General features: G+C 48.6%; 25 protein-coding genes. 3 read left to right on the top strand and 22 right to left on the bottom strand.

What is annotated here, in order from left to right; genetic code table 11:
- Positions 1-25: 25 nt before the first annotated feature.
- The 15 genes from AOA56_RS08000 to AOA56_RS07935 all read right to left on the bottom strand — a co-directional run bounded on the left by AOA56_RS08000 (position 26) and on the right by AOA56_RS07935 (position 8,731).
- Complete coding sequence (locus tag AOA56_RS08000; protein ID WP_053769371.1) at positions 26-397, bottom strand: cysteine-rich VLP protein; 372 nt, start codon at positions 395-397, stop codon at positions 26-28.
- Complete coding sequence (locus AOA56_RS07995; RefSeq protein ID WP_053769370.1) at positions 394-2,607, bottom strand: DNA topoisomerase; 2,214 nt, start codon at positions 2,605-2,607, stop codon at positions 394-396. The genes AOA56_RS08000 and AOA56_RS07995 overlap by 4 nt, the downstream gene beginning before the upstream one ends.
- Positions 2,604-2,738 carry a DUF3789 domain-containing protein gene (locus AOA56_RS15550; RefSeq protein WP_082349908.1) on the bottom strand — a complete coding sequence of 45 codons (135 nt, stop codon included), beginning with the start codon at positions 2,736-2,738 and terminating at the stop codon, positions 2,604-2,606. The genes AOA56_RS07995 and AOA56_RS15550 overlap by 4 nt, the downstream gene beginning before the upstream one ends.
- A 189-nt stretch (positions 2,739-2,927) precedes the next feature.
- Positions 2,928-3,479 (bottom strand): DUF3795 domain-containing protein, encoded by a 552-nt coding sequence (locus AOA56_RS07990; protein WP_053769369.1) that lies wholly within the window; start codon positions 3,477-3,479, stop codon positions 2,928-2,930.
- 84 nt (positions 3,480-3,563) lie between these two features.
- Entirely contained in the window at positions 3,564-3,980 is a 417-nt protein-coding gene (locus AOA56_RS07985; protein WP_053769368.1) for a pyridoxamine 5'-phosphate oxidase family protein, read from the bottom strand.
- Complete coding sequence (locus tag AOA56_RS07980) at positions 3,967-4,323, bottom strand: DUF3795 domain-containing protein (protein ID WP_053769367.1); 357 nt, start codon at positions 4,321-4,323, stop codon at positions 3,967-3,969. Before AOA56_RS07980 ends, AOA56_RS07985 begins: the two co-directional genes overlap by 14 nt.
- 102 nt (positions 4,324-4,425) lie before the next feature.
- A complete protein-coding gene (locus AOA56_RS07975; RefSeq protein WP_053769366.1) occupies positions 4,426-4,839 on the bottom strand; it encodes a DUF3788 domain-containing protein in 414 nt (137 codons plus the stop codon).
- A gap of 57 nt (positions 4,840-4,896) precedes the next feature.
- On the bottom strand, positions 4,897-5,058 hold the full coding sequence (locus tag AOA56_RS07970; protein WP_053769365.1) for a DUF6440 family protein: 162 nt from the start codon (positions 5,056-5,058) through the stop codon (positions 4,897-4,899).
- Positions 5,059-5,120: 62 nt separating this feature from the next.
- On the bottom strand, positions 5,121-5,558 hold the full coding sequence (locus tag AOA56_RS07965; RefSeq protein WP_053769364.1) for a hypothetical protein: 438 nt from the start codon (positions 5,556-5,558) through the stop codon (positions 5,121-5,123).
- 66 nt (positions 5,559-5,624) lie between these two features.
- Entirely contained in the window at positions 5,625-6,299 is a 675-nt protein-coding gene (locus tag AOA56_RS07960) for a transglutaminase-like domain-containing protein (protein ID WP_205694930.1), read from the bottom strand.
- Positions 6,300-6,493: 194 nt separating this feature from the next.
- Positions 6,494-6,799, bottom strand: coding sequence for a hypothetical protein (locus AOA56_RS07955; protein ID WP_053769362.1), 306 nt, complete (start codon positions 6,797-6,799; stop codon positions 6,494-6,496).
- Between the two features lie 61 nt (positions 6,800-6,860).
- Positions 6,861-7,022 carry a DUF6440 family protein gene (locus AOA56_RS07950; RefSeq protein ID WP_053769361.1) on the bottom strand — a complete coding sequence of 54 codons (162 nt, stop codon included), beginning with the start codon at positions 7,020-7,022 and terminating at the stop codon, positions 6,861-6,863.
- Positions 7,023-7,046: 24 nt separating this feature from the next.
- Positions 7,047-7,451 carry a helix-turn-helix domain-containing protein gene (locus AOA56_RS07945; protein ID WP_053769360.1) on the bottom strand — a complete coding sequence of 135 codons (405 nt, stop codon included), beginning with the start codon at positions 7,449-7,451 and terminating at the stop codon, positions 7,047-7,049.
- A 160-nt stretch (positions 7,452-7,611) separates the two neighbouring features.
- Entirely contained in the window at positions 7,612-8,076 is a 465-nt protein-coding gene (locus AOA56_RS07940; protein ID WP_053769359.1) for a VOC family protein, read from the bottom strand.
- A 139-nt stretch (positions 8,077-8,215) separates the two neighbouring features.
- On the bottom strand, positions 8,216-8,731 hold the full coding sequence (locus AOA56_RS07935; RefSeq protein ID WP_053769358.1) for an SLOG family protein: 516 nt from the start codon (positions 8,729-8,731) through the stop codon (positions 8,216-8,218).
- A 148-nt stretch (positions 8,732-8,879) separates the two neighbouring features.
- On the opposite strand from AOA56_RS07935, the gene AOA56_RS07930 reads away from it, so the two are divergent.
- The 3 genes from AOA56_RS07930 to AOA56_RS07920 all read left to right on the top strand — a co-directional run bounded on the left by AOA56_RS07930 (position 8,880) and on the right by AOA56_RS07920 (position 9,854).
- On the top strand, positions 8,880-9,194 hold the full coding sequence (locus tag AOA56_RS07930; RefSeq protein ID WP_053769357.1) for a helix-turn-helix domain-containing protein: 315 nt from the start codon (positions 8,880-8,882) through the stop codon (positions 9,192-9,194).
- Between the two features lie 133 nt (positions 9,195-9,327).
- Positions 9,328-9,588: an AbrB/MazE/SpoVT family DNA-binding domain-containing protein gene (locus AOA56_RS07925; RefSeq protein WP_033143531.1), complete on the top strand. Its 261-nt coding sequence runs from the start codon at positions 9,328-9,330 to the stop codon at positions 9,586-9,588.
- The gene (locus AOA56_RS07920) at positions 9,585-9,854 is read left to right on the top strand and encodes a type II toxin-antitoxin system RelE/ParE family toxin (protein WP_330376454.1); all 270 of its coding nucleotides are present in this window, start codon (positions 9,585-9,587) and stop codon (positions 9,852-9,854) included. The genes AOA56_RS07925 and AOA56_RS07920 overlap by 4 nt, the downstream gene beginning before the upstream one ends.
- Before the next feature lie 132 nt (positions 9,855-9,986).
- On the opposite strand, the gene AOA56_RS07915 is transcribed toward AOA56_RS07920, so the two are convergent.
- From AOA56_RS07915 to AOA56_RS07885, 7 genes are all read right to left on the bottom strand, one after another.
- Positions 9,987-10,400 carry a dUTP diphosphatase gene (locus tag AOA56_RS07915; RefSeq protein WP_053769355.1) on the bottom strand — a complete coding sequence of 138 codons (414 nt, stop codon included), beginning with the start codon at positions 10,398-10,400 and terminating at the stop codon, positions 9,987-9,989.
- Entirely contained in the window at positions 10,397-11,104 is a 708-nt protein-coding gene (locus AOA56_RS07910) for an FAD-dependent thymidylate synthase (protein WP_053769524.1), read from the bottom strand. Before AOA56_RS07910 ends, AOA56_RS07915 begins: the two co-directional genes overlap by 4 nt.
- A 46-nt stretch (positions 11,105-11,150) precedes the next feature.
- A complete protein-coding gene (locus AOA56_RS07905; protein ID WP_082349906.1) occupies positions 11,151-11,438 on the bottom strand; it encodes a hypothetical protein in 288 nt (95 codons plus the stop codon).
- A 118-nt stretch (positions 11,439-11,556) separates the two neighbouring features.
- Positions 11,557-12,039, bottom strand: coding sequence for a hypothetical protein (locus tag AOA56_RS07900; RefSeq protein WP_053769353.1), 483 nt, complete (start codon positions 12,037-12,039; stop codon positions 11,557-11,559).
- A 66-nt stretch (positions 12,040-12,105) separates the two neighbouring features.
- A complete protein-coding gene (srtB, locus tag AOA56_RS07895; RefSeq protein WP_053769352.1) occupies positions 12,106-17,019 on the bottom strand; it encodes a class B sortase in 4,914 nt (1,637 codons plus the stop codon).
- Positions 17,020-17,057: 38 nt separating this feature from the next.
- Complete coding sequence (locus AOA56_RS07890) at positions 17,058-18,272, bottom strand: DUF4366 domain-containing protein (protein WP_053769351.1); 1,215 nt, start codon at positions 18,270-18,272, stop codon at positions 17,058-17,060.
- Entirely contained in the window at positions 18,262-18,507 is a 246-nt protein-coding gene (locus tag AOA56_RS07885; protein ID WP_053769350.1) for a DUF4315 family protein, read from the bottom strand. Before AOA56_RS07885 ends, AOA56_RS07890 begins: the two co-directional genes overlap by 11 nt.
- Positions 18,508-18,510 lie beyond the last annotated feature (3 nt).

The raw sequence follows: 18,510 nt of genomic DNA, 5'->3' as shown, positions 1-18,510 counted from the left end.
TGGTTAAGTTGCAGACATATTACCCTTAATTTTTCCTGATCCGGCGCTTGCGTTCCCGCTCGGATTTCCGTCTGGCAAAGGCGCGGCAGGAATCCGAACAATAGGCCTGGCTGGTAGTAGGCAGATAGGCTTTCCCACAGACCGGGCAGGTTTTTTGTTTCAGGGAAGTGTCCTCGCCGGTAATGGCAGATTCCAGCGCCGGGTCCACCGGCAGCACCGCCTCCTGAAAGTACCGGCAGAAAGAGCCGGTCCGCCATTTATGCAGCATATAACAGGGGCAGTCTAAGGGGAGACAGAGCCTTTCCTGATTGTCATAGTTGGCGCAAAGGTCTGTTACCAGCTTTCGGATCGCCGCCCGTTCCTGCCTGGTTAATTCCCGTGAGGGCGGCCCGATCATTTCCTCCTGCCTTTCTTAGCCGGAAATTCCAGCTTGAATTTCACATATTTTCCGCCGGTATCATCCAGCAGCACCACGGCATCATAAGTCTTTCCCGTCTTTTCACTGTAAAGCCCGGACATGGAAACGCGGCCCTCTTTCAGAAGGGCCGCCGCCACAGACTTTGTTATGGATTTTTTCTTGCCGGAAAAGAATTTATTGTCTTTCCACAGCGCAAAGGCACAGTCCCGGTTATCACAAAAGAACCCTTTCTTGCCTTCATATACGGCTCCGCCGCAGCGAGGGCAGGTGCCGACAGCCTCACGCCCGTTTCTTTTTGCATCCGGGAACAGGCCGGCAAAGCGTTCCTCCGGGGCGGTATGCTCTTTTACCAGCGTCCGGCTCATATCCGCAATCTGCCCCATAAAGGATTCTGCAGCCAGTTCGCCGCATTCCACCTGCTTCAACATGGATTCCCATTCTGCGGTGAGCGTAGGCGATTTGATATTGTCCGGCAGGACCCGGATCAGGTTCGTACCTTTTTCCGTAGGGATAAGCTGCTTTTTCTTCCGCTGCACAAATCCGGCAGAGACCAGTTTTTCCAGTGTAGCCGCACGGGTGGCCGGGGTGCCTAACCCCTTGCGCTCGGCGTCCTCCGGCGCGTCGTCACAAGCTCCGCATCGCTCGTTTCCCCCTAAAGGCGAAAAGCTCGCTCTCTCCGCTGCTCCTCCTTTTCCCACAAAGTCTGTCCGCTTTGTGGGAACCCTGTAATTGGCGCCGGCTGTCTCCATAGCTGCCAGAAGGGAATCCTCCGTATAGTGTTTTGGCGGTGATGTTTTGCCCTCCCGGACGCTGGCAGAAACCGTTTCAAAAATCTGCCCCTCCTGCAGTACGGGGAGGGAGGCATCCGTGTTCCCGTCATCCTCCGGCTTGAATTCTTTTAATCCCATGCGGTAGAGACATTCTACTTCCTTCCATCCGGCCTGCAATACGGTTTTTCCCTTTGCTGTAAAGGAATTACCCTGGCAGTCCAGAACCGCCGTCACCGCCTCGAACCGGTGCGCCTGAGCCGTGGCAGAGAGCAGCCTTGCGGCGATTAGCGTCAGGACATCCTGCTCCCCGGAAGGGAGCTCCGATAAATCCGTCCGGGCAATCTCCACCGTAGGGATAATCGCATGATGGTCGGTGACTTTGCTGCCGTCCGTTACACGGTCAATATCAGGTTCCCCGGCGCAGCCTTTCCCAAAGGGCATATGCTCCCGCAGCCAGAGAACCAGGGAAGCGGCGGTTGCCTGCATATCCTCGGTCAAATACTGGCTGTCCGTCCGGGGATAGGTCGCCAGCTTTTTCTCATAAAGGGACTGCACATAGTCAAGGGTCTGCTGGGCCGTATAGCCATAGATGCGGTTACATTCCCGCTGCAAAGTTGTCAGGTCATACAGGCGGGGCGGCTGCACCGTCTTGACCTGCTTCTCCACGGACAGCACAGAAACATCCTGCCCGTCACAATCCCTGCGGATTTTTTCAGCTTCATTTTTCCCGGACAGCTTTTCCCCGGAGGCAGTAAAGCCGCCGCAGGTGATCTCCGGCACATAAAAAGACTTGCTCGCAAATGCCTGAATATCTGCCTCCCGCTGTACCAGAAGGGCCAGCGTGGGTGACATGACGCGCCCCACATTGAGCGTGACGCCATACAGGACAGAAAAAAGCCGGGTGGCGTTAATGCCGATCAGCCAGTCGGCCCCGGCCCGGCAGACCGCCGCGTCATAGAGCTTATCGTAGTCGCTGCCAGGACGCAGGTGCTCAAACCCGTCACGGATCGCCGCGTCCTCCATACTGGAAATCCAGAGGCGTTCCATCGGTTTCTTACATCCGGCGTGCTCATAGACCAGACGGAAGATCAGTTCACCCTCACGCCCGGCGTCCGTAGCGCATACCACGGAATCCACCCGCTTGTCTTTCATCAGACGGCACAGAAGGTCGAGCTGCTTTTTCTTGTCCTTCGGCACCTCATATTTCCATGCTTCGGGCAGGATTGGAAGATCACCATAACGCCATTTGGCATACTGTTCCCCATATGCCTCCGGCTGCGCCAGTTCCAGAAGGTGCCCCACGCACCAGCTCACCAGATACCCGCCGCCCTCCAGGTAGCCGTCTTTTTTCTCATTCGCACCCAGAACCGCCGCCAGCGACATGGCGACGGAGGGCTTTTCCGCAATCACTAATTTCAATGTTCAGACCTCCTTTGCATATCTTCAAATTCTTCGTCCGCCTGCTTTCCTGTCTGCAAAAGACACATCAGCACAACGCCGGCAGACATTCCTCCGGTGAATGTAAGAAAGTGTGTAATCATGTTCCACATAAAAATCGCCTCCTTATTGAGTTTGGTTAATAAAAAACGCAAAGGCTTTCAACACCTTTGCGTTTTATTACAAAGAAAAGGCGCCACCAAAAATATGTGGCGCAGTTTCAAAGATATTTAATTGGGGGAAGGGAAGATTAGATGATCTATAAGCATTGATTCATGTGTAAAAATCATAGCATATTCAAATTATCCCTTTTTCTTATGGAGCTTTAAGTCAATATTTTTCTCTGCCGCCGCATCCTGCAGTAATCCGGCAACAAATGCGCTTTTTTCTTTGATCGTCATTGTTTTCATATCAGGTTTACGATCAATTTCTCTAAGTACCGTTTGCAGCTCTTGCAGTTCCAGCAGGTTGACGGCTACACAAAAGAGTGTCTTTTTGCAGCCATCATTATAATTGGATAATAAAACCTCCAGAATGTTGGCCTTCTCCGCCTGCTCTGCATTATAAGCGTCTATCCCGAATCGTTTGGCCTTTTCCATATCGGATTTTCGGTTTCGGTGTGTTATAAAAGAATCAAAATCGTCAATATGACTGTATTTTTCACAGGGATATTCGCTGCATTGGAAACAATATTCAACACCGCCATGTTCCATACTGCACCTTGCAATTTTACACGACTGGTTTCCTTCACCGCCGCCGCAGCCGGGGCAGTTTTTATTCAAGAACATGGGGCAAAGCCCGCAATTCAACCCACATAGAGCGAATAATTGATTTGGTCGGTTAAATCCTTTCATGGAACCTCCTTAAACAGCCTGCCTGCAAATATTCAAGACAAGCTCTGATAATACTCGACATAGCAAAGTAGAAAATTTGAAATCTTAAAACTCATATCTTGTACCATGCGAGAGCAACAGGCCGTCTGTTAATTCCACACACAGAATGATGGTGTTTTCATTGTCAAAATCAGTATGGCCGTTATCGATCCATTCTGCAAAGACTTTTTTCAGCTTTTCAGCAATCACACAGTTTTCTTTTTTTCCGAAATAACCCAGGCTAACACCTTTCCCGTGCGCTGTAAACCATTCGCCGGCGATTGCAACAACAGAGTTATCTTTTATATGTTTCATTTTATTTGAGAGGGCATGGGTAATGATATAAAATGCACCATCTTCGTAATAGGCATTTACATATCGCACATAAGGCGTTCCATTTTCTGTTGTTGCCATTGCTATAATTGCGTCTTTTCCAAAGCGTTCAATTAGGATCTGTTCGGCTTCTCGACTAAATTTCCTCATTAAATCCTTCCCCCTCATTCAAACTTTTTGCCTTCTCTTGTGCTGAATTACCCAATTTTTCATAGACATAGTTTCCGGCTTTCCAATTATTCAAGTTATGGATTCTTGCTCCACGATCACCATGCTCCGGGTCATCAAACAGTTCTTTTAGCTTTTGGCAGGGCATATCTGAACATTCTCCGCAATGCTCAAGACCTTTTTCTATACAGCATTTTGCTTTATCGCACTCGCCCCAAAACATAATTCCTTTATTGGCTTTACATCCCTTACAGCCGATTTTATCTTTCCATTCGCACACTCCGCAATATGTACCGCAAAAGGCTATCATATTTTTATCTATCATCAAAACATCCCTCTTTCTTATACCTAAAATTGCTGCTGATTGAGTCCTTTTCGATTAGGAAACTATTTCATGGATTAGCGGTGTAATGATAAAATGAAATGGTTATTTCCGATTCGGTTTTCTTTTAATAGCCAGCAATTTCATATAGTCAGCAAATTCAGTTGTATTGGTCGGTTTAAACATTACCCATTTCCCATCATGATAGATTTGGGCTTCATCATATTGCCTACAAATGGCACTGGAAAGTGTATCTCTTATAGCTTCAAATTTTGCCCTCTCATCTTTTCCAAAAATAATCATGAAACCAACACAATTACTCTTTGCGTATAAACTACAAAGGGTTTTTCCACCTCTGCGATACTTATACTCGTAAGCCCAATTTTTTCCACCGGTATTCCATACCCGTTCCATATCGTATTTTTCATCAATAGCCGAACATAACGCTTGCCAAATTTCATACAAGGGCTGTCCAAGCAATTCAGTCATAATTGACTGAGATGGTATATTTTCAAGCATAATTTCTCCTCCCCAAATTCCAATTTGTTCAATTCTATAAACTGGAACTTATAGGTACTATTGACTTACTACTGACTTTCCATCTTTGTCAAGCAAAGGGGCAAATCCTGCCGCATTTCCATTTCTGTGAAAAACGTAGTTTACACCAGTTTGTGTATCAACCCAAATTTCAACCACATCAATCTTTCCCTGCTGATAAATCTTTTTAAAACGCTCCATAAGTATTCCTCCCTAAATTTTAATTTATTTTTCTGTTGTGTTATTCCCCGACAAACGAGAAGTTATCGCTCTGACATATATTTCTGTATTTCGTCAGGTGTTAATTTTCTTATCCGCGTATTTGCATACTCTCTATATTCTTCAACAATGAAAATAGGGTTCATATCTTCACAAGTTTTTCCTTTATTCTTTTTTAGATATAACTGCAAATCCTCGTTGCCTGCAAAGATTTTGTATGAAAATCTGCCATTTTCGCTTTTCAGTTTATAAATACCACATGGCTTTTTCATACTGTAATCAGCAGTACGCAAGTACAACTTTGCAATTTCTAACGACTTAAAAGGGAAATTCCATCGTTGTAATCCACGATGGGGATCGTGTTCAATACAAATGCACCGCCCGCAAGTACCACAAATGTATTGTGTGTGATTTTCTAAACAATCCAATGGATTTAACAATGGCGTTTTTCTATTTTCATCAACATAACATTCCACGCACATTTCATTTTCACTTCCTTTGCAAATTTTGATTTTCCGATTTGGAATTCCTAATAAACAAATTTATATTCAAATGGAATTTCGTATTTTCTTTACATTTCTGTTCATAAGATGGCGTCCTAAATTTCTATAAGCAAATGCCTTTATAACAGATATTTCCTGCCGGTGCTCTTTCAACAAATCATCCGGACAGTCATATATTCCAAAATCCTGATTGATACCTTCACTTTGTATATACGTGTTATTCCCGTCAAAATCAATGACAGGATGCTGAAAGTCTTTTACGGCAACGCCATAGCCGCAGAATGCCCCGACACAATCGCTGTGTATCTGCTGTAATTTAGAGAAATATTCGTTGTCTAAAATAAACGCTTCCAATTCATACCAAATATCTTCAAAGAATACCTCTACCCAACTATGCAATACATTCTTCGGAGCTGACCTGTAAACCAATCCTGTCATTGCCCCTTTTTGCAGTTTCTTGTCAATCGTAAATCCATGTACCCTGCATGGAATATTGCAGGCTCTGAGCAGCGCCATAAACAAAGTGCCTTTTGTATTACACTGACCGTAACCGTCAGCAAGAACTTTGGATGCGGGAATACTGTCGTCTATGTTATATCCAAACAGGATTTCGTCCCTCACATAGTTATAGATTGCCTTTATACGATCAAAATCAGATAATTCCAACCAGCCTCTGTTTTGTATTAACTTCTGAATATGGGTATTTGAATAATCAAGCATATTCGTTTCTTGTATGTATCTATCCACTTCATTATATCCCTTCATAGACGTCTGACTCTTTGATAATGTATTCTTATGTCCGAAAAAGTAAAAGTTATTTCTTTTTGTTTTTTATAAATCAGTTGTTATTCCACATATACTAATATCTCCATCAAACTGGAAGTGCTTAGTAGCTATCAAAGGCAATTTGCATTTCACACATGGGCGAAAGCAAGCCCCATAATAACGAGAAGTATAATGGCAATACTCCATACCCACAATCGCGCTTTTTTTGACAATGTAGTATTCAATACGCCAATCCCTATTAAAATAATAATCATGCCAACAATCGCTGGATAATGAGTGCCATTTGTGCCATTAGACCAAGCTGAAAGTCCAAATACGGAAAATATATTATCTCCGACGCAAACCCCTATACTACCCCAAGTACCCCCGAACACAACACCAAGAATTATTAATACAATCGAGGAAATCCTTTTTATTAACGGCTTATTTATCATGTTCTTATCTCCTCCCCAAATCCCGATTTGTTCAATTCTATAAACTGGAACTTATAGGTTACTATTGACTTACTACTGGCTTTCCATCTTTGTCAAGCAATGGAGTAAATCCTGCCGCATTTCCATTTCTATGAAAAACATAGTTTACACCAGTTTGTGTATCAACCCAAATTTCAACCACATCAATCTTTCCCTGCTGATAAATCTTTTTAAAACGCTCCATAATTATTCCTCCTTAAACTGGAATTTATCTCTCATCTTTCTTTGCTAAAGAAGCAATCGCAAGACATGCCAGCCCTATTCCCAGCATCGCCATTCCAGAATCAACTTCTAACTCTTTCAATATGGACAAAACTACAACTCCGACACCCATAGCAAGTGCTACTGCTTTCATTATCATATGAATCATCGGCGTAAAATCTTTCTTTTTTTCATTTTGTGACTCTGCCTTACACTGCATCAGTTCATCCACACTGATATCAAAGACTTCTGCCAGTTTTGGCAAAGTACTTACATCAGGACAAGCAAGATCTCTTTCCCATTTTGAAACAGCTTTATCTGTTACACCCATTTTTTCAGCAAGTTCAATCTGTGTCATCCTTTTTTCTTTTCTCAATGATGCAATCATCATTCCAAGCGTTTTTTTACTCATTTATTTTTGCTCTCTTTCTTTTTTTGATGCCTGCATTGTACCGCTTCTTCCCTGATTATACAACCGACCAACAGTTTAATTAGATAAACCTTTGGTTTAGCTGTTTTTTCACGCAGTTTATGACATGCAAACGCCAATTTGTTTATTCGTCTATCATATATTAGCTGTTTAGGAGTTTTGCCAAATCCTCAATAGAAGCGCCCATTGTCACAGAGACTTCTTCCATTGTCATGCCGGAAGCAAGAAAACGCTTTATCACCATTTTCATATCCTCGCCAACCTCAATGATGTGTCCGTCCAAATCGTAAAACCGGATCACCCGCTGGCCCCAGCTATGCTCAATCACTTCTCCCAGATATTCGATGTCCGGGTAGTGTTTCAATTTGTTCAGAAAACCGTCAAAGTCCTGTTCCTCAAAGACGATTTCCGCATTGTTGGATTTCTTTAATATCTTTTCTTTTGGCAGATCTACAAGCCAGTCAAAATCCTGCTGCAATGCCAGGCCGCAGGTAAAAGCAATGTTTCTGCCATAATCCTGGAATACCTCTAATCCAAACAAATCCTCATAAAATTTTCTTGCGGCGTTAATGTCGGCCACCGATATAAGCATACATACATGTTTCATGCAAATACTCCTTTCAAACTGTGGTTTCCCATTTCCACAAAAGGTTATCTATAATTCTCTGTAAGTCCAACCGAATTTGTCACTGGCCTTCACAGTTGAATATTCATTATACCATAGAGCAGCCTGTATCTCCACTTTTTCATATCCGGTTTTGTCCAAGATTTGTCCTGTTTTTGTCCAAGATCAGCCCTATGGGTATTTCCCGCAGTTCTTTCCGAAATTGATGCGCAAACCGGATGGCCCTAACCGTGCCTCCTTTTTCCCTCCCGTCATACACAGCGATCACCCGGTCTGAGTGTTCGACCATGTAGCGGTTCCGGTGGGAATAGACGCTGGGGTGGCATTTCTCCTGCATAACAACAACATCCGCGCAAGCCTCCAGCATTTCATAAGTCCGGCCCTTTGCCATCAGGCTGTCCAGGCGCTTTTGATAGGGAATGACAGCAATCAGCTCCAGCGCGGGATTTGTCTTTTTCTTCTCCAGCACGATCTCGGCAAAATACTGGTCCACGCCGTCAGCAAAACCGCTCATAAAGCGGGTAAACCCGTCCGCAACCGCTGAATCAATTTCACGCCGCAGGGCTGCCTTTACATGGTTAATCTCTTTCTGTGGTAAATCTCTGTGCCCGGTGACACAACAAGTCTTTCCTTCCATTTCTATTCCTCCATTCGATAGGTGTTATTCTTCACTTTCCATATTGTAATAGATTTAATTTAGCAAGTCAACGAAAACACCCCTTTTCCCTTTGCGAATAATACAAGGGTGTGAGGTACAATCTATTACAGAATGGGAGGTGAAGGCGATGTATGAAGATTTTGTCCCGGAACGGCTGGCAAAGCTGCGGACACAGAAAGGCGTATCTGCGCGCGATATGTCCTTATCGTTAGGACAGGCAAACAACTACATCAATAACATTGAAAACAAAAAGTCACTTCCCGCCATGCAGTCTTTCTTCTATATCTGCGAATATTTAGGCGTAACACCGCAGGAATTCTTTGATGAGGGTAACACCTGCCCCGAAGCCTTGCGGGAATTTACCGCAGAGGCGAAACAGCTCGACTCCAAATCCATGCAGTATATCCTCGGTATTATGAAAGAACTCAATAGCAGAAAGTAAGCGGTCACGGTGCTGGCCGCTTTATTTGTAAATTTTTTTCGTACCCCTTGCATAAATCCCTCAAAGTGGATATACTATAAGTGAGAAAGTGAGAATTTCCTACTTTCAAACTCAAAACAAAGGAGATGATCGTATGCTGGCCGAATTGCGTCAAAAAGCCCAGGTCACAATTCCAAAGGAAATCATCGTTAAACTCGGTCTGTCCGAAGGCGATAAACTGGACATCTTCGAGAAGGACGGTTCCATCTGCATCATGCCGGTGGTTGTCTACCCCAAAAAATATTTAAGCGAGCTTAAAGAAGAAATCGGGGATGTAAAAGCAAAAATCGCATCCGGGGAGCAGCCTGTCTTTGACAGCGTGGACGCCCTGTTTGACAAATTGGAGGCGGAATGATGGCGTATGAGTTTACCTTTACGCCCCGTTTCCAAAAGCATTTTAAGGGCCTGACCGCACAGGAGAAGAAGCAGCTTAAAAACAAGCTGGAACTTCTGGCCGAAAATCCTTCCCACCCGTCGCTGCGCACCAAACGCATCCAGGGAACCACAGACCTTTTTGAGTGCAGCGTCAACATGGACATCCGCATTATCTGGTATTACGAAGGCGACAAAATGATTATCCTGGTGGACGTAGGGCATCACGACGTATTAAAGCAGTTTTAAGCAGCAGGGCGGTACGCTATGACAGTGTACCGCCTTTTGCTGCCTTTCTTTTATTGTACCCTGCAATCCTCCCGATATGCCCAATCTCACTACCGGCGATAATTCCCGAATTGCTCTCTAAAAGTCACTTTTTTATTTTCCTGTACTTCCAAATCCGCCTTTGCCGCGCTGCTCGCCAAGCTCCGAAACAAAGTCTGCAATCACAACCGGGGTAATCACAAGCTGGCCCACGCGGGAGCCTTTGGAAAGCTCCTGTGTCTGATTGCTTACATTACTGATGATCGCATGAATCTCCCCACGGTAGCCGGAATCCACAGGAGGCAGTTCACAGACCAGTCCTTTTACCGCCATGCTGGTGCGTGGAAACACATAGCCCGCATATCCGTCCGGCACCTCGATTCCAAACCCAAGAGGAACCTTTGCGATCTCGCCCGGCTGCAACGTACAGTCAAAGGGCATATAAACATCCGCGCCGGCATCGTTCCCATGCGGACGGAATGGACGGCGGCTCTCCGGCACGCCAAAGTCAATCAGTTTGATCTTCATGTGCCGCCTCCTTCAAAAAGTGCCGGATAGTCCGCTTTCAGAAGATCCTCCGGCGTCATGTCCGCGCCTATTTTTCTGCCGCAGGTCATTTTCCCCTCCAGGCATTTGTCCTGCTGGCAGAACGGCCCTGTAAGGCCAGGGGCAAACAGCGCCGGGCTTAAAGTATAAAGCTCCTGCCAGATTTCCAAGAGCACGATCCTGGTCTCGTCCGTATTGCGCCGGCATACCCGCTGGCCGATGATATGTTTCCATTGATAGGGCGTGGCGCTGATAACCAGCACATTCCGAAGCCCCTGGGGTGTGGCATAGCCCGCCGCGTCATGGCCGATCCCCTCGGCACACAGCTTTTCGTAACAGTCCATGCCTTCGTGACAGCTTTTTAAGTACAGTTCCCTGACCGCAGCCGGGGCGGTCAGAATCTCATAAGGTACGGCAAAATCTGCCTGCCCCGTATAATTGCTGTACTGTAAGGACGCACTCATAAATTTTACCTCGTTCTGGTGTCTGGTGATCTGTGCCAGAAAACGCCGGCTTGCTCCCACAACAGCAACGGTAATGACCGCAAATTTCTGGACCGTTGGGTGCGGAAGGCCGCTGATTGCCGCCACGGTATTCTCGCTGAACGATTTTTCATAAAGAGCCATCAGGTCGTCCATTGTGGCGATCCGGTGGCCCCTTTGGGTGAGCCGGGCGGCAAAGACCATGTTCTTCTCGGCCTCCGCAACCGCCTGGCAGTTCAAAATCTTCACTTCAATTTGGTTGATTGGTATGTCCCTCCTTTACAATAGCTTTCAGTAAGAACAGATAGTTGAGGCTGTCTGTAATCTTTTCATTCCATGTGCTTATATCGTAATCCGTATCACCATCAAAGCACATATCATACAGGGAGACGATATGCTTCGCCAGCATCCCGGCAAGGGCACGCTCCGGCGTGGTGTGCTGCAAAGCTGCCGCCGCCTTAAAAGCCCCCAACCGGTCCGTATCGTCCCCGGTATATTCTTTGGTTTTCCGTTGCAGGATTTCCCTGCATAAAGCCACCTGCTCGTCAAAGGCAGCATTGACTTCCTTTTGTGTGATATGGCATCCCTCCTTTGAAAAATGGATCGTCCCGAATTTTATCTATTATTCGGGACAAATTTACATAAAGTTCCCGGCATTATGCGCTGGGAAGATAAATCCAGTCATGCATCAGGCAAACGCTGGGTTCGTCCTCCCTGGGAACCATGTGGTAGGTACATTCCCCATACACGGTCCGTTTGTCCTCAATCTCCATGCCATACGCCTTATAGAAGCGGTATTCCAGATTAGAAATGATACAACGGAGTGTCTGTAGCGCCTCCCGCTGTGAGGTCACAATCAGATCCCGGTCAATGCTGCGCTTTAAGAACAGCAGGGATTTATAAAGCTGTACCTCTGTCCGGTAAGGGCGGCAGTTCATATGTTCCAGCCAGTTGCTAAAGGCTACCGGCCCGCTCTGGATCACATCACGCTCCGGGTGGTAATACTCGTAGCAGTCCAGGTTTGCCGTGTTCAAAAGATAGAGCATTTCCCGGACCTCATTTTCCGGCATATCATAGAACCGCAAAAGGGAGCGGTACAGATGGACGTAGCCGGGTATTGGAATAATGGCATTCACCATAGAAAAATCCTCCTAAATAGCAGGTGCGGGAGCAGACAGCCCCCGCACCGGTTTCCCATATTCTTGTTAATCGTTTACAGCCGCCAGTTTTCCCATGACAATGAAGCGGCTCGCGCCTCCGGGCGTACAGGTGGAAAGGGTCAGCACCTTGTCACTGGAAGTCACCGTAACATCGGTTTTAATGACAGAACGGCCCGCCATTTCAGAAAGCCATGTGGTGTAGGCCCCGTCATCCTTGAAGCTAAGCCTCCAGGGGGAAGTGTCGCTGCCGGACTCGCTGGGTTTTGCTACAAACGCCGTGAAAATTTCCACGACATAGCCGCCGTCAGGGGTGACAAGATACATCTGCGGGTGTCCGTCATAATAGCTCTGTTCGTCATACTCATTCAGCGTGGCGAACATGGAGCCGTCCCGCATATTGTGGCCGTAGATAATGGTATTGCGGTCCGAAAAATCCTCCTGATTTTCATAATCCGCAAACAGGCAGCCCGTCTTATTATAGGTACCGTCATACAGGTGGTGCAGGTAATACTCGTTGTCGTCTGTCTGCGTGACCGGGTAGTTAATGGCCGTATCAGGAAGGGTAAGCCACCCGATGATGTCCGGCCCGGTTTCCCGGAGCGCATCAAAATCCACTGTGGGGAGGACTACAGAAGGGTCCTCACCGGCAGGTTCCGTTTCCGTATTATCGTCTTCCGGCGCTTCGGTCTGCTCCGGCAGTTCTACATGGGAAGCGATGTCCTCATAGGCCCCGGCGCTCTCGGAATACTGGTTAAGGTCGCGTACCATCAGAAACCCGCTGCCAAGTGCCAACAACCCGCAGAGGGAAACCACCGCAATACCAACAACTTTTCTCTTTGGGGTATTTCTGCTGTACTTGCCCTTTTTGAAATAGGCTGCGGCAAACAGCCCGCCGCCGATCACAGCCAGCGCCAGGAGCCCGCCATACAGGAAAATGAAATTGTCATCCCCGGTCTGCGGTACCGCTTTATCAGGGTTAGATGGTGTGGACGGATTGGACGGTGTTTTCGGATTATCCGGGTTATCCGGGGTAGCCGGTTTCTCTGGCTTTTCATTGAAGAACTGGACCGTTGCGGTTTCGTCTGCCTTGATCTCCACGGTGGCAGCGTCAGGAATGATATAGTCCTTGCTTGCCCGGTTGGAGATTTCTGTTACGGTATAAATGCCAATGCGCAGCCCCTTGACCTCGATCACGCCGGATTTTGGGCTGGTAAAAGTCTCACAGTAGGAACCGTCCGCATTCTTAACTTCAAAAGCAAACCCATCCTTGCGCCCGTCACTGGAATCCTTCGTGATTTTCAGATTTCCGCGGTATGCCTCATTGGTAAAGCCACGTCCGGTCTCACCGTTTTCCACAACCGCCACCTGGCCGTCCTCTGTGATGGCAAAGTAGTAGGCGTTCTCGTCAAGCTGGTAGTCCTCTGGTGCCTTGCTTTCTTTCACAAAGTAGCCCTTTGCCAGAAGGCCCTCCGCGGTGTGGTAGCCCGCCTCCGATTCTTTCAGGGTACCGATCTTCATATCTTCGGAATCAAATTCCTTGTTGCCATTGGTGTCCTCATACAGATCGAATACCGCGCCGGAGAGGAAACGCAGGAAGGTGTTGTTATCTTTGTCCTCCTTCTCCACAGAAGAAGGCTCGTCTACTGCCTCGGTTTTCATCACCTGCACGCTGCCGCGGATCAGGGTATTTTCCACTTTGATTTCAATGCGCTGGCCGTCCACACCGATATAGATATGGTGCTGCTGCGGGCTTACCGTATAAAGCGCCGGAGAGGAAATTTCCTTTACGATCCAGTGGCCGTAAGGGATATTCTCAAAGGCAAAGCTGCCATCCTCGGCGGTGGTGACAGTAAGCAGCGCGTTTTCCTCGGTAAATTCTTCCGTGTCCGGCCTGAATAATCCCATCAGTGCCCCGGACAGCTTCACATCTTCGCCGCCCTCCGGGTTTTCACCGACTTTCACGCCGTCCACACGCCCGCGCAGCAGGTCATTGGAAACTGCCTCGCCCTCATTTACAAGAATCTGCACCAGCGCCGCCTCCTGGCCGGCATACTCAAAGACAACCGGATATTCGGTATCAGAGAGGATATAGGCGTTGTTTGCGGTGCATTCCTTCACATAGTAGCTGCCAAAAGGCAGGTCGGAAGCAAAGGAAGCGTCATAGCCGCCCGCCTCATTCGGGTCAACGGAAACCACCTCTAAAAGCCCGCCAGCCGGAATTACGCTGCCGTCAAGAGCCGTCAGGTCTGCGGAAGCATACAAGCCGAAAGAAATATCTTTGTATTCCTCATTCATGCCAAGCCCAAAAAGATCGTCCGTTTCCAGTGCTTTGAACAGGCTCACATCCACCTTCTGACGCTCGTCATAAAGTCCGATGGCGGTCTGCGTTACTTCCACAGTTTCACCCGCATAAGTAAGCTCGGCATATTCCGGCTGGGTGTTTAAGACCATCCCCTCCGGCGCCTGGCGTTCCTCCAGTCGGTAGCGCCCCAGATAGAGAAGCCCGCTCTGGGCGGTTCCATCCTCCCCGGTGGTAAGGGTTTCCACAACGGTATCTTTTGCCGCCCTGAGCGTTCCGTCACCGGTATAAATATCTTCATCCGCGATCACGTCATAGACTGCGCCCGGCAGCCCCATGACCTCATACACCGGCTGGTACAGGCCATCGTTCTCCTGGACGGAAGCGAATACCTCGCCGGTCTTGGTGATGGTAAGCTGCCCCTTCTGCGGCATATTGTACTGCGTAACCGTGACAACGGCCTCGCTGCCGTCAATGGTAAACGGCACCGGCTCGCTGGAAAGTACATACCCGTAAGGTGCCGCCACCTCGTAAAGCTCATAATCCCCGGTGTGCAGAGGCTCCGGCAGCATCAGCCAGCCTTCATCCGATACATAGAAGGTATCAAGGGTTTCCGGGTTCGGATAGTAAATATCCTGGGTGACAAATTCCCCGGTGGAGAGGTCTTTGATCTGGAATCCCGTGCCGGTCATGGGAATAATGTTTCCGGTCTCCGCGTCGCATTTTTCCACCTTCAGCCTTGCCGTGATGGTGCGATTGTTTAAGATATAGCTGTAGGTCTGACCGTTAGAAGAAATGAATACCGTAAAGTCCGGGATAAACGCCTTGCCTTCCTCCCCGGAAACCTGGTGGACTGTATAATGGCCGTAAGGGAGCATTTTGGAGGAAGCGAAGCCGTCTCCATCGGTGGTGAGCAGATCACGCTCGCTTTCCTTTGCCGCATCATAGCTGCCTGCCGCCTTCAGGTAAACCTCAAAGACCGCACCGGCCTCCGGGCGTTCAATGACGCCCTCATTGGGTTCGTCCGTATTTTCATCCCCGGACACATCCGGGTCCAGGTCGTCCGTATGCTTTACGAGCTGGATATTTCCGTAAATAACTGTTTCTGTCACCTGGTTCTCGGTGGTGTTCAGTTCCACTTCATACAGGGTCGGGGAAGCCCCCACCTCATAGACCGTATCGTTTAAGAGGTAGCCAGTGCTGGGATCAATCTCCCGGACAGTCCAGTTATCACCGCAGACATAGTACCGGGTCATAAAGCTGCCGTCCGGCCCGGTGGTGTAGGTGTCCACCAGCTCGCCATTGTTATAAATTCCGTAGGTTGCCCCGGCAAGTGTCGCGTCGCCCTGGGCGGTACCGGTATCAGCGTCGCTCTTTACCGCATGGACACGGAATTTTTTCAGGATATTGCTGAAATGCACCGTGGAGGTCTGTCCGCTTTCAATGGTGACATACTGCGCGGAAGGGGCCACATAGCGGTCCACCGGCAGCTCCTTCACCAGATAGGTGCCGGGCAGCAGCTTTTCTTTGATCTGCCCGTTTTCTCCGGTAGTGACGGTTTCATCCACTTTATTTCCCAGAATATCCGTGCCGGAAATGTTGAAGGTGATCCCGGACACAATACCGTCCTCGCTGGTCTTGACGATCTTTGCGGTGCCGTAGGTTTCGGTCTTGATCTTTACAAAGAAGGAAACCGGGTCGCTGGCACCGGTCATCATGGTCTGATAACCGGGACGGCCCCAGATCAGCATATCGTTGGCAACCGGAATATCCTTTCGGAATTCAAAAGTCACCGGGTCCATAATCATGTTCTTACTGGTAAATGTGTACTTGTTCCCGTTTCTTGTGACGGAAACACCACTGCCTTTCAAAGTCTCCAGATTGATTTTCAGGTTATTGGTGTCCGTGACGGTCAGGGTATAAATTTTTTTCTCCGTGTCCCATTTCAGTTCCAGTTCCGGGGCTTTGCTTTTCTTTGTGGAAGTAAAGGAGGGAACCGTGGAATGGGAAGCAACCTGTGACAAAATCCAGTTGTAGGCTTTTTCCGCAGGACGTCCGGCAATCACGCTGAAATACTGGTCTGCGTTTGCATGGCCGTTCCCGTGCCGGCTGTATGGGTCGCTGCGAAGCTGCTGCTGGTATTCCCAGAGGATGATCTGCGTCGCCATTTTATAATCGTCCTCGTTAATGCCGGACACAGGGAGGGAGGCGCCGGGTTTCCAGCCGTAGATCGCCGTGAGGGTGATCCCCCGTCTTGCCTCGGAAGGGAGCAGGTTTAAGTAATTGCTGTTGGTGCCGCTTTCCGACGTATAGGTATTGTCGGAAGCGTTATAGGCAATGCCGCTTTCCACACAATATACCTGCTGGCTGCTCCCATCCGAAGCTGTCAGCATGTAATGCCGGTAGGCGTTGCCCCCGGAGCTGGTACGCACATCCATCGTTCCGTCAGAATTGTAAACAAGGTAGGTATAAGGCGCCGGGCTGTAATAATGCTGTCCGTCAGACCCCACATATTGATCGCCCAGCCAGGAGCTTGCTTTCTGTCCAGGCGAAAACGCGAACGCCTGAGTAGGGATCATCCCAAAGACGCATACTGCGCAGAGAAGAAATGCCAGCAGCCGCTTTACGCCGCTGCGGTAATGGGTATTTGTTTTCTCCATGAAAAATCCTCGCTTTCTTAAAATAGTAAAGGACAGCTTTACTCGCCGTCCTCCTGTTCCTTATTAATCCTGTCATCAAAATCATCTTCGGAGAGATATTCCGGCTCTCCATAGGCTTCATCCGGGTCAAAGCCTTCGCCGTAGCCGTCATCCTCGAAATCCCCGTCATCCTCTGCCTGCTGCTTCGGACGGACGATCTTCACATAATAGCCAACGCCGCCTACCGCAAGCAGGGCAACGATAATAAAGATAATCGTGCCGACGCTGCCATTGTCCTTTTTCGGCGGTTCGGTCTGTGCGAGTTCCTCTGTTTCCGCAGGTTTTTCCTTTCCGGTGCAGCCTTTCAGATCGTTCTTGCAGACCGGGCAGGCGGTATTGACTTCGCCGGCTTCGCATTTATCCGTACAGGTGCAGACGTCCTCTGCCGGGATCACGCTCATGGTGCCCTCGTTCTTTTCCGCCAGGGCCATCAGGTCAGCCTCGGTAACACCGTTCAGGAAGTAGACGTTGTTGTCGTCACGCTTGCCGTCAATGATAAGATAGAACACATTCCCGGTCTCGGTGGTAATGGTATAAAACTGCTTATCATCACCCTCGCCGGTAGCTTCATCCAGCACTGTGCCGGTTCCCTCCGGGGTAAACGCGCCAGCCGGGATAGAGGAAGTGGTTCCTGTTTCCTCCTGGGAATTGGAGCTGCCGTTATTTGTGCCGGAGGCTGTATTGCTGCCGCCATTGGCGCCCGTATTCGTACCCGCATTAGAGCCATTCCCGGAAGAATGACTGCCTGAATTGCTGCTTTGGGCGTTATGATTGGTACTGCCGGAAGAAGCAGCCTGGGCCTGTGCTGGTTTTACCGGCGTGCTGCTCTGGTTCTGCGGTACCGTGGCAGCAGGTTTCTCCGTGGGAGCCGGTTCCTCATAATAGGGATTCTCAAACTTCACGGTCTTTGAACGGTTCCCGGCATAATCCTGGGCGTACACGCTTACCTGTTTTCCTGTGCCGGCATAATCCTTTAAGGTGACGGAAGCCGCCCCATTGGTTAGGGAATTGATACGGTTCCCGTCCACAAAGACCGCCTCCACGCCGGAATTGTCGTCGCTGCTTTCTATTTTCAGCGTATCGCCGTCCAGGGAAGCCGCAAGCTCCGGCGGTGTGGTATCTTTGTCCCCGGCGGCATAAGCCGTCAGGGGCAAAGCGATGGCGCTTATGACAAGCACAAGCGCCAGTAGCAGAGAAATTTTTTTAGTCCTCATTCCTATCCTCCTGTTTCTTAAGCGGGCCATCCCCGGACGGAGCGGCCTGCTGCGATTTCAGAAATTCGGCCAACTGCTGGGGCGTCAGATGGAAGCTGCGGGCAATCGCCACATAATCCGTGTTCTCCAGTTCTGTTTTCTGTTTTTCCAAGTCGCGGAGCCTGGCCTGCATCTCCGCAATCTTGTTTTTCGTCTTGTCGATCTCTTTCTCCAGTTTTTCAATCTTAGGGTTCAATTT

Source organism: Sellimonas intestinalis (assembly GCF_001280875.1).
Classification (GTDB): domain Bacteria; phylum Bacillota; class Clostridia; order Lachnospirales; family Lachnospiraceae; genus Sellimonas; species Sellimonas intestinalis.
The sequence above is the reverse complement of the archived record's forward strand: the minus strand, read 5'-3'. Positions and strand labels throughout refer to the sequence as shown.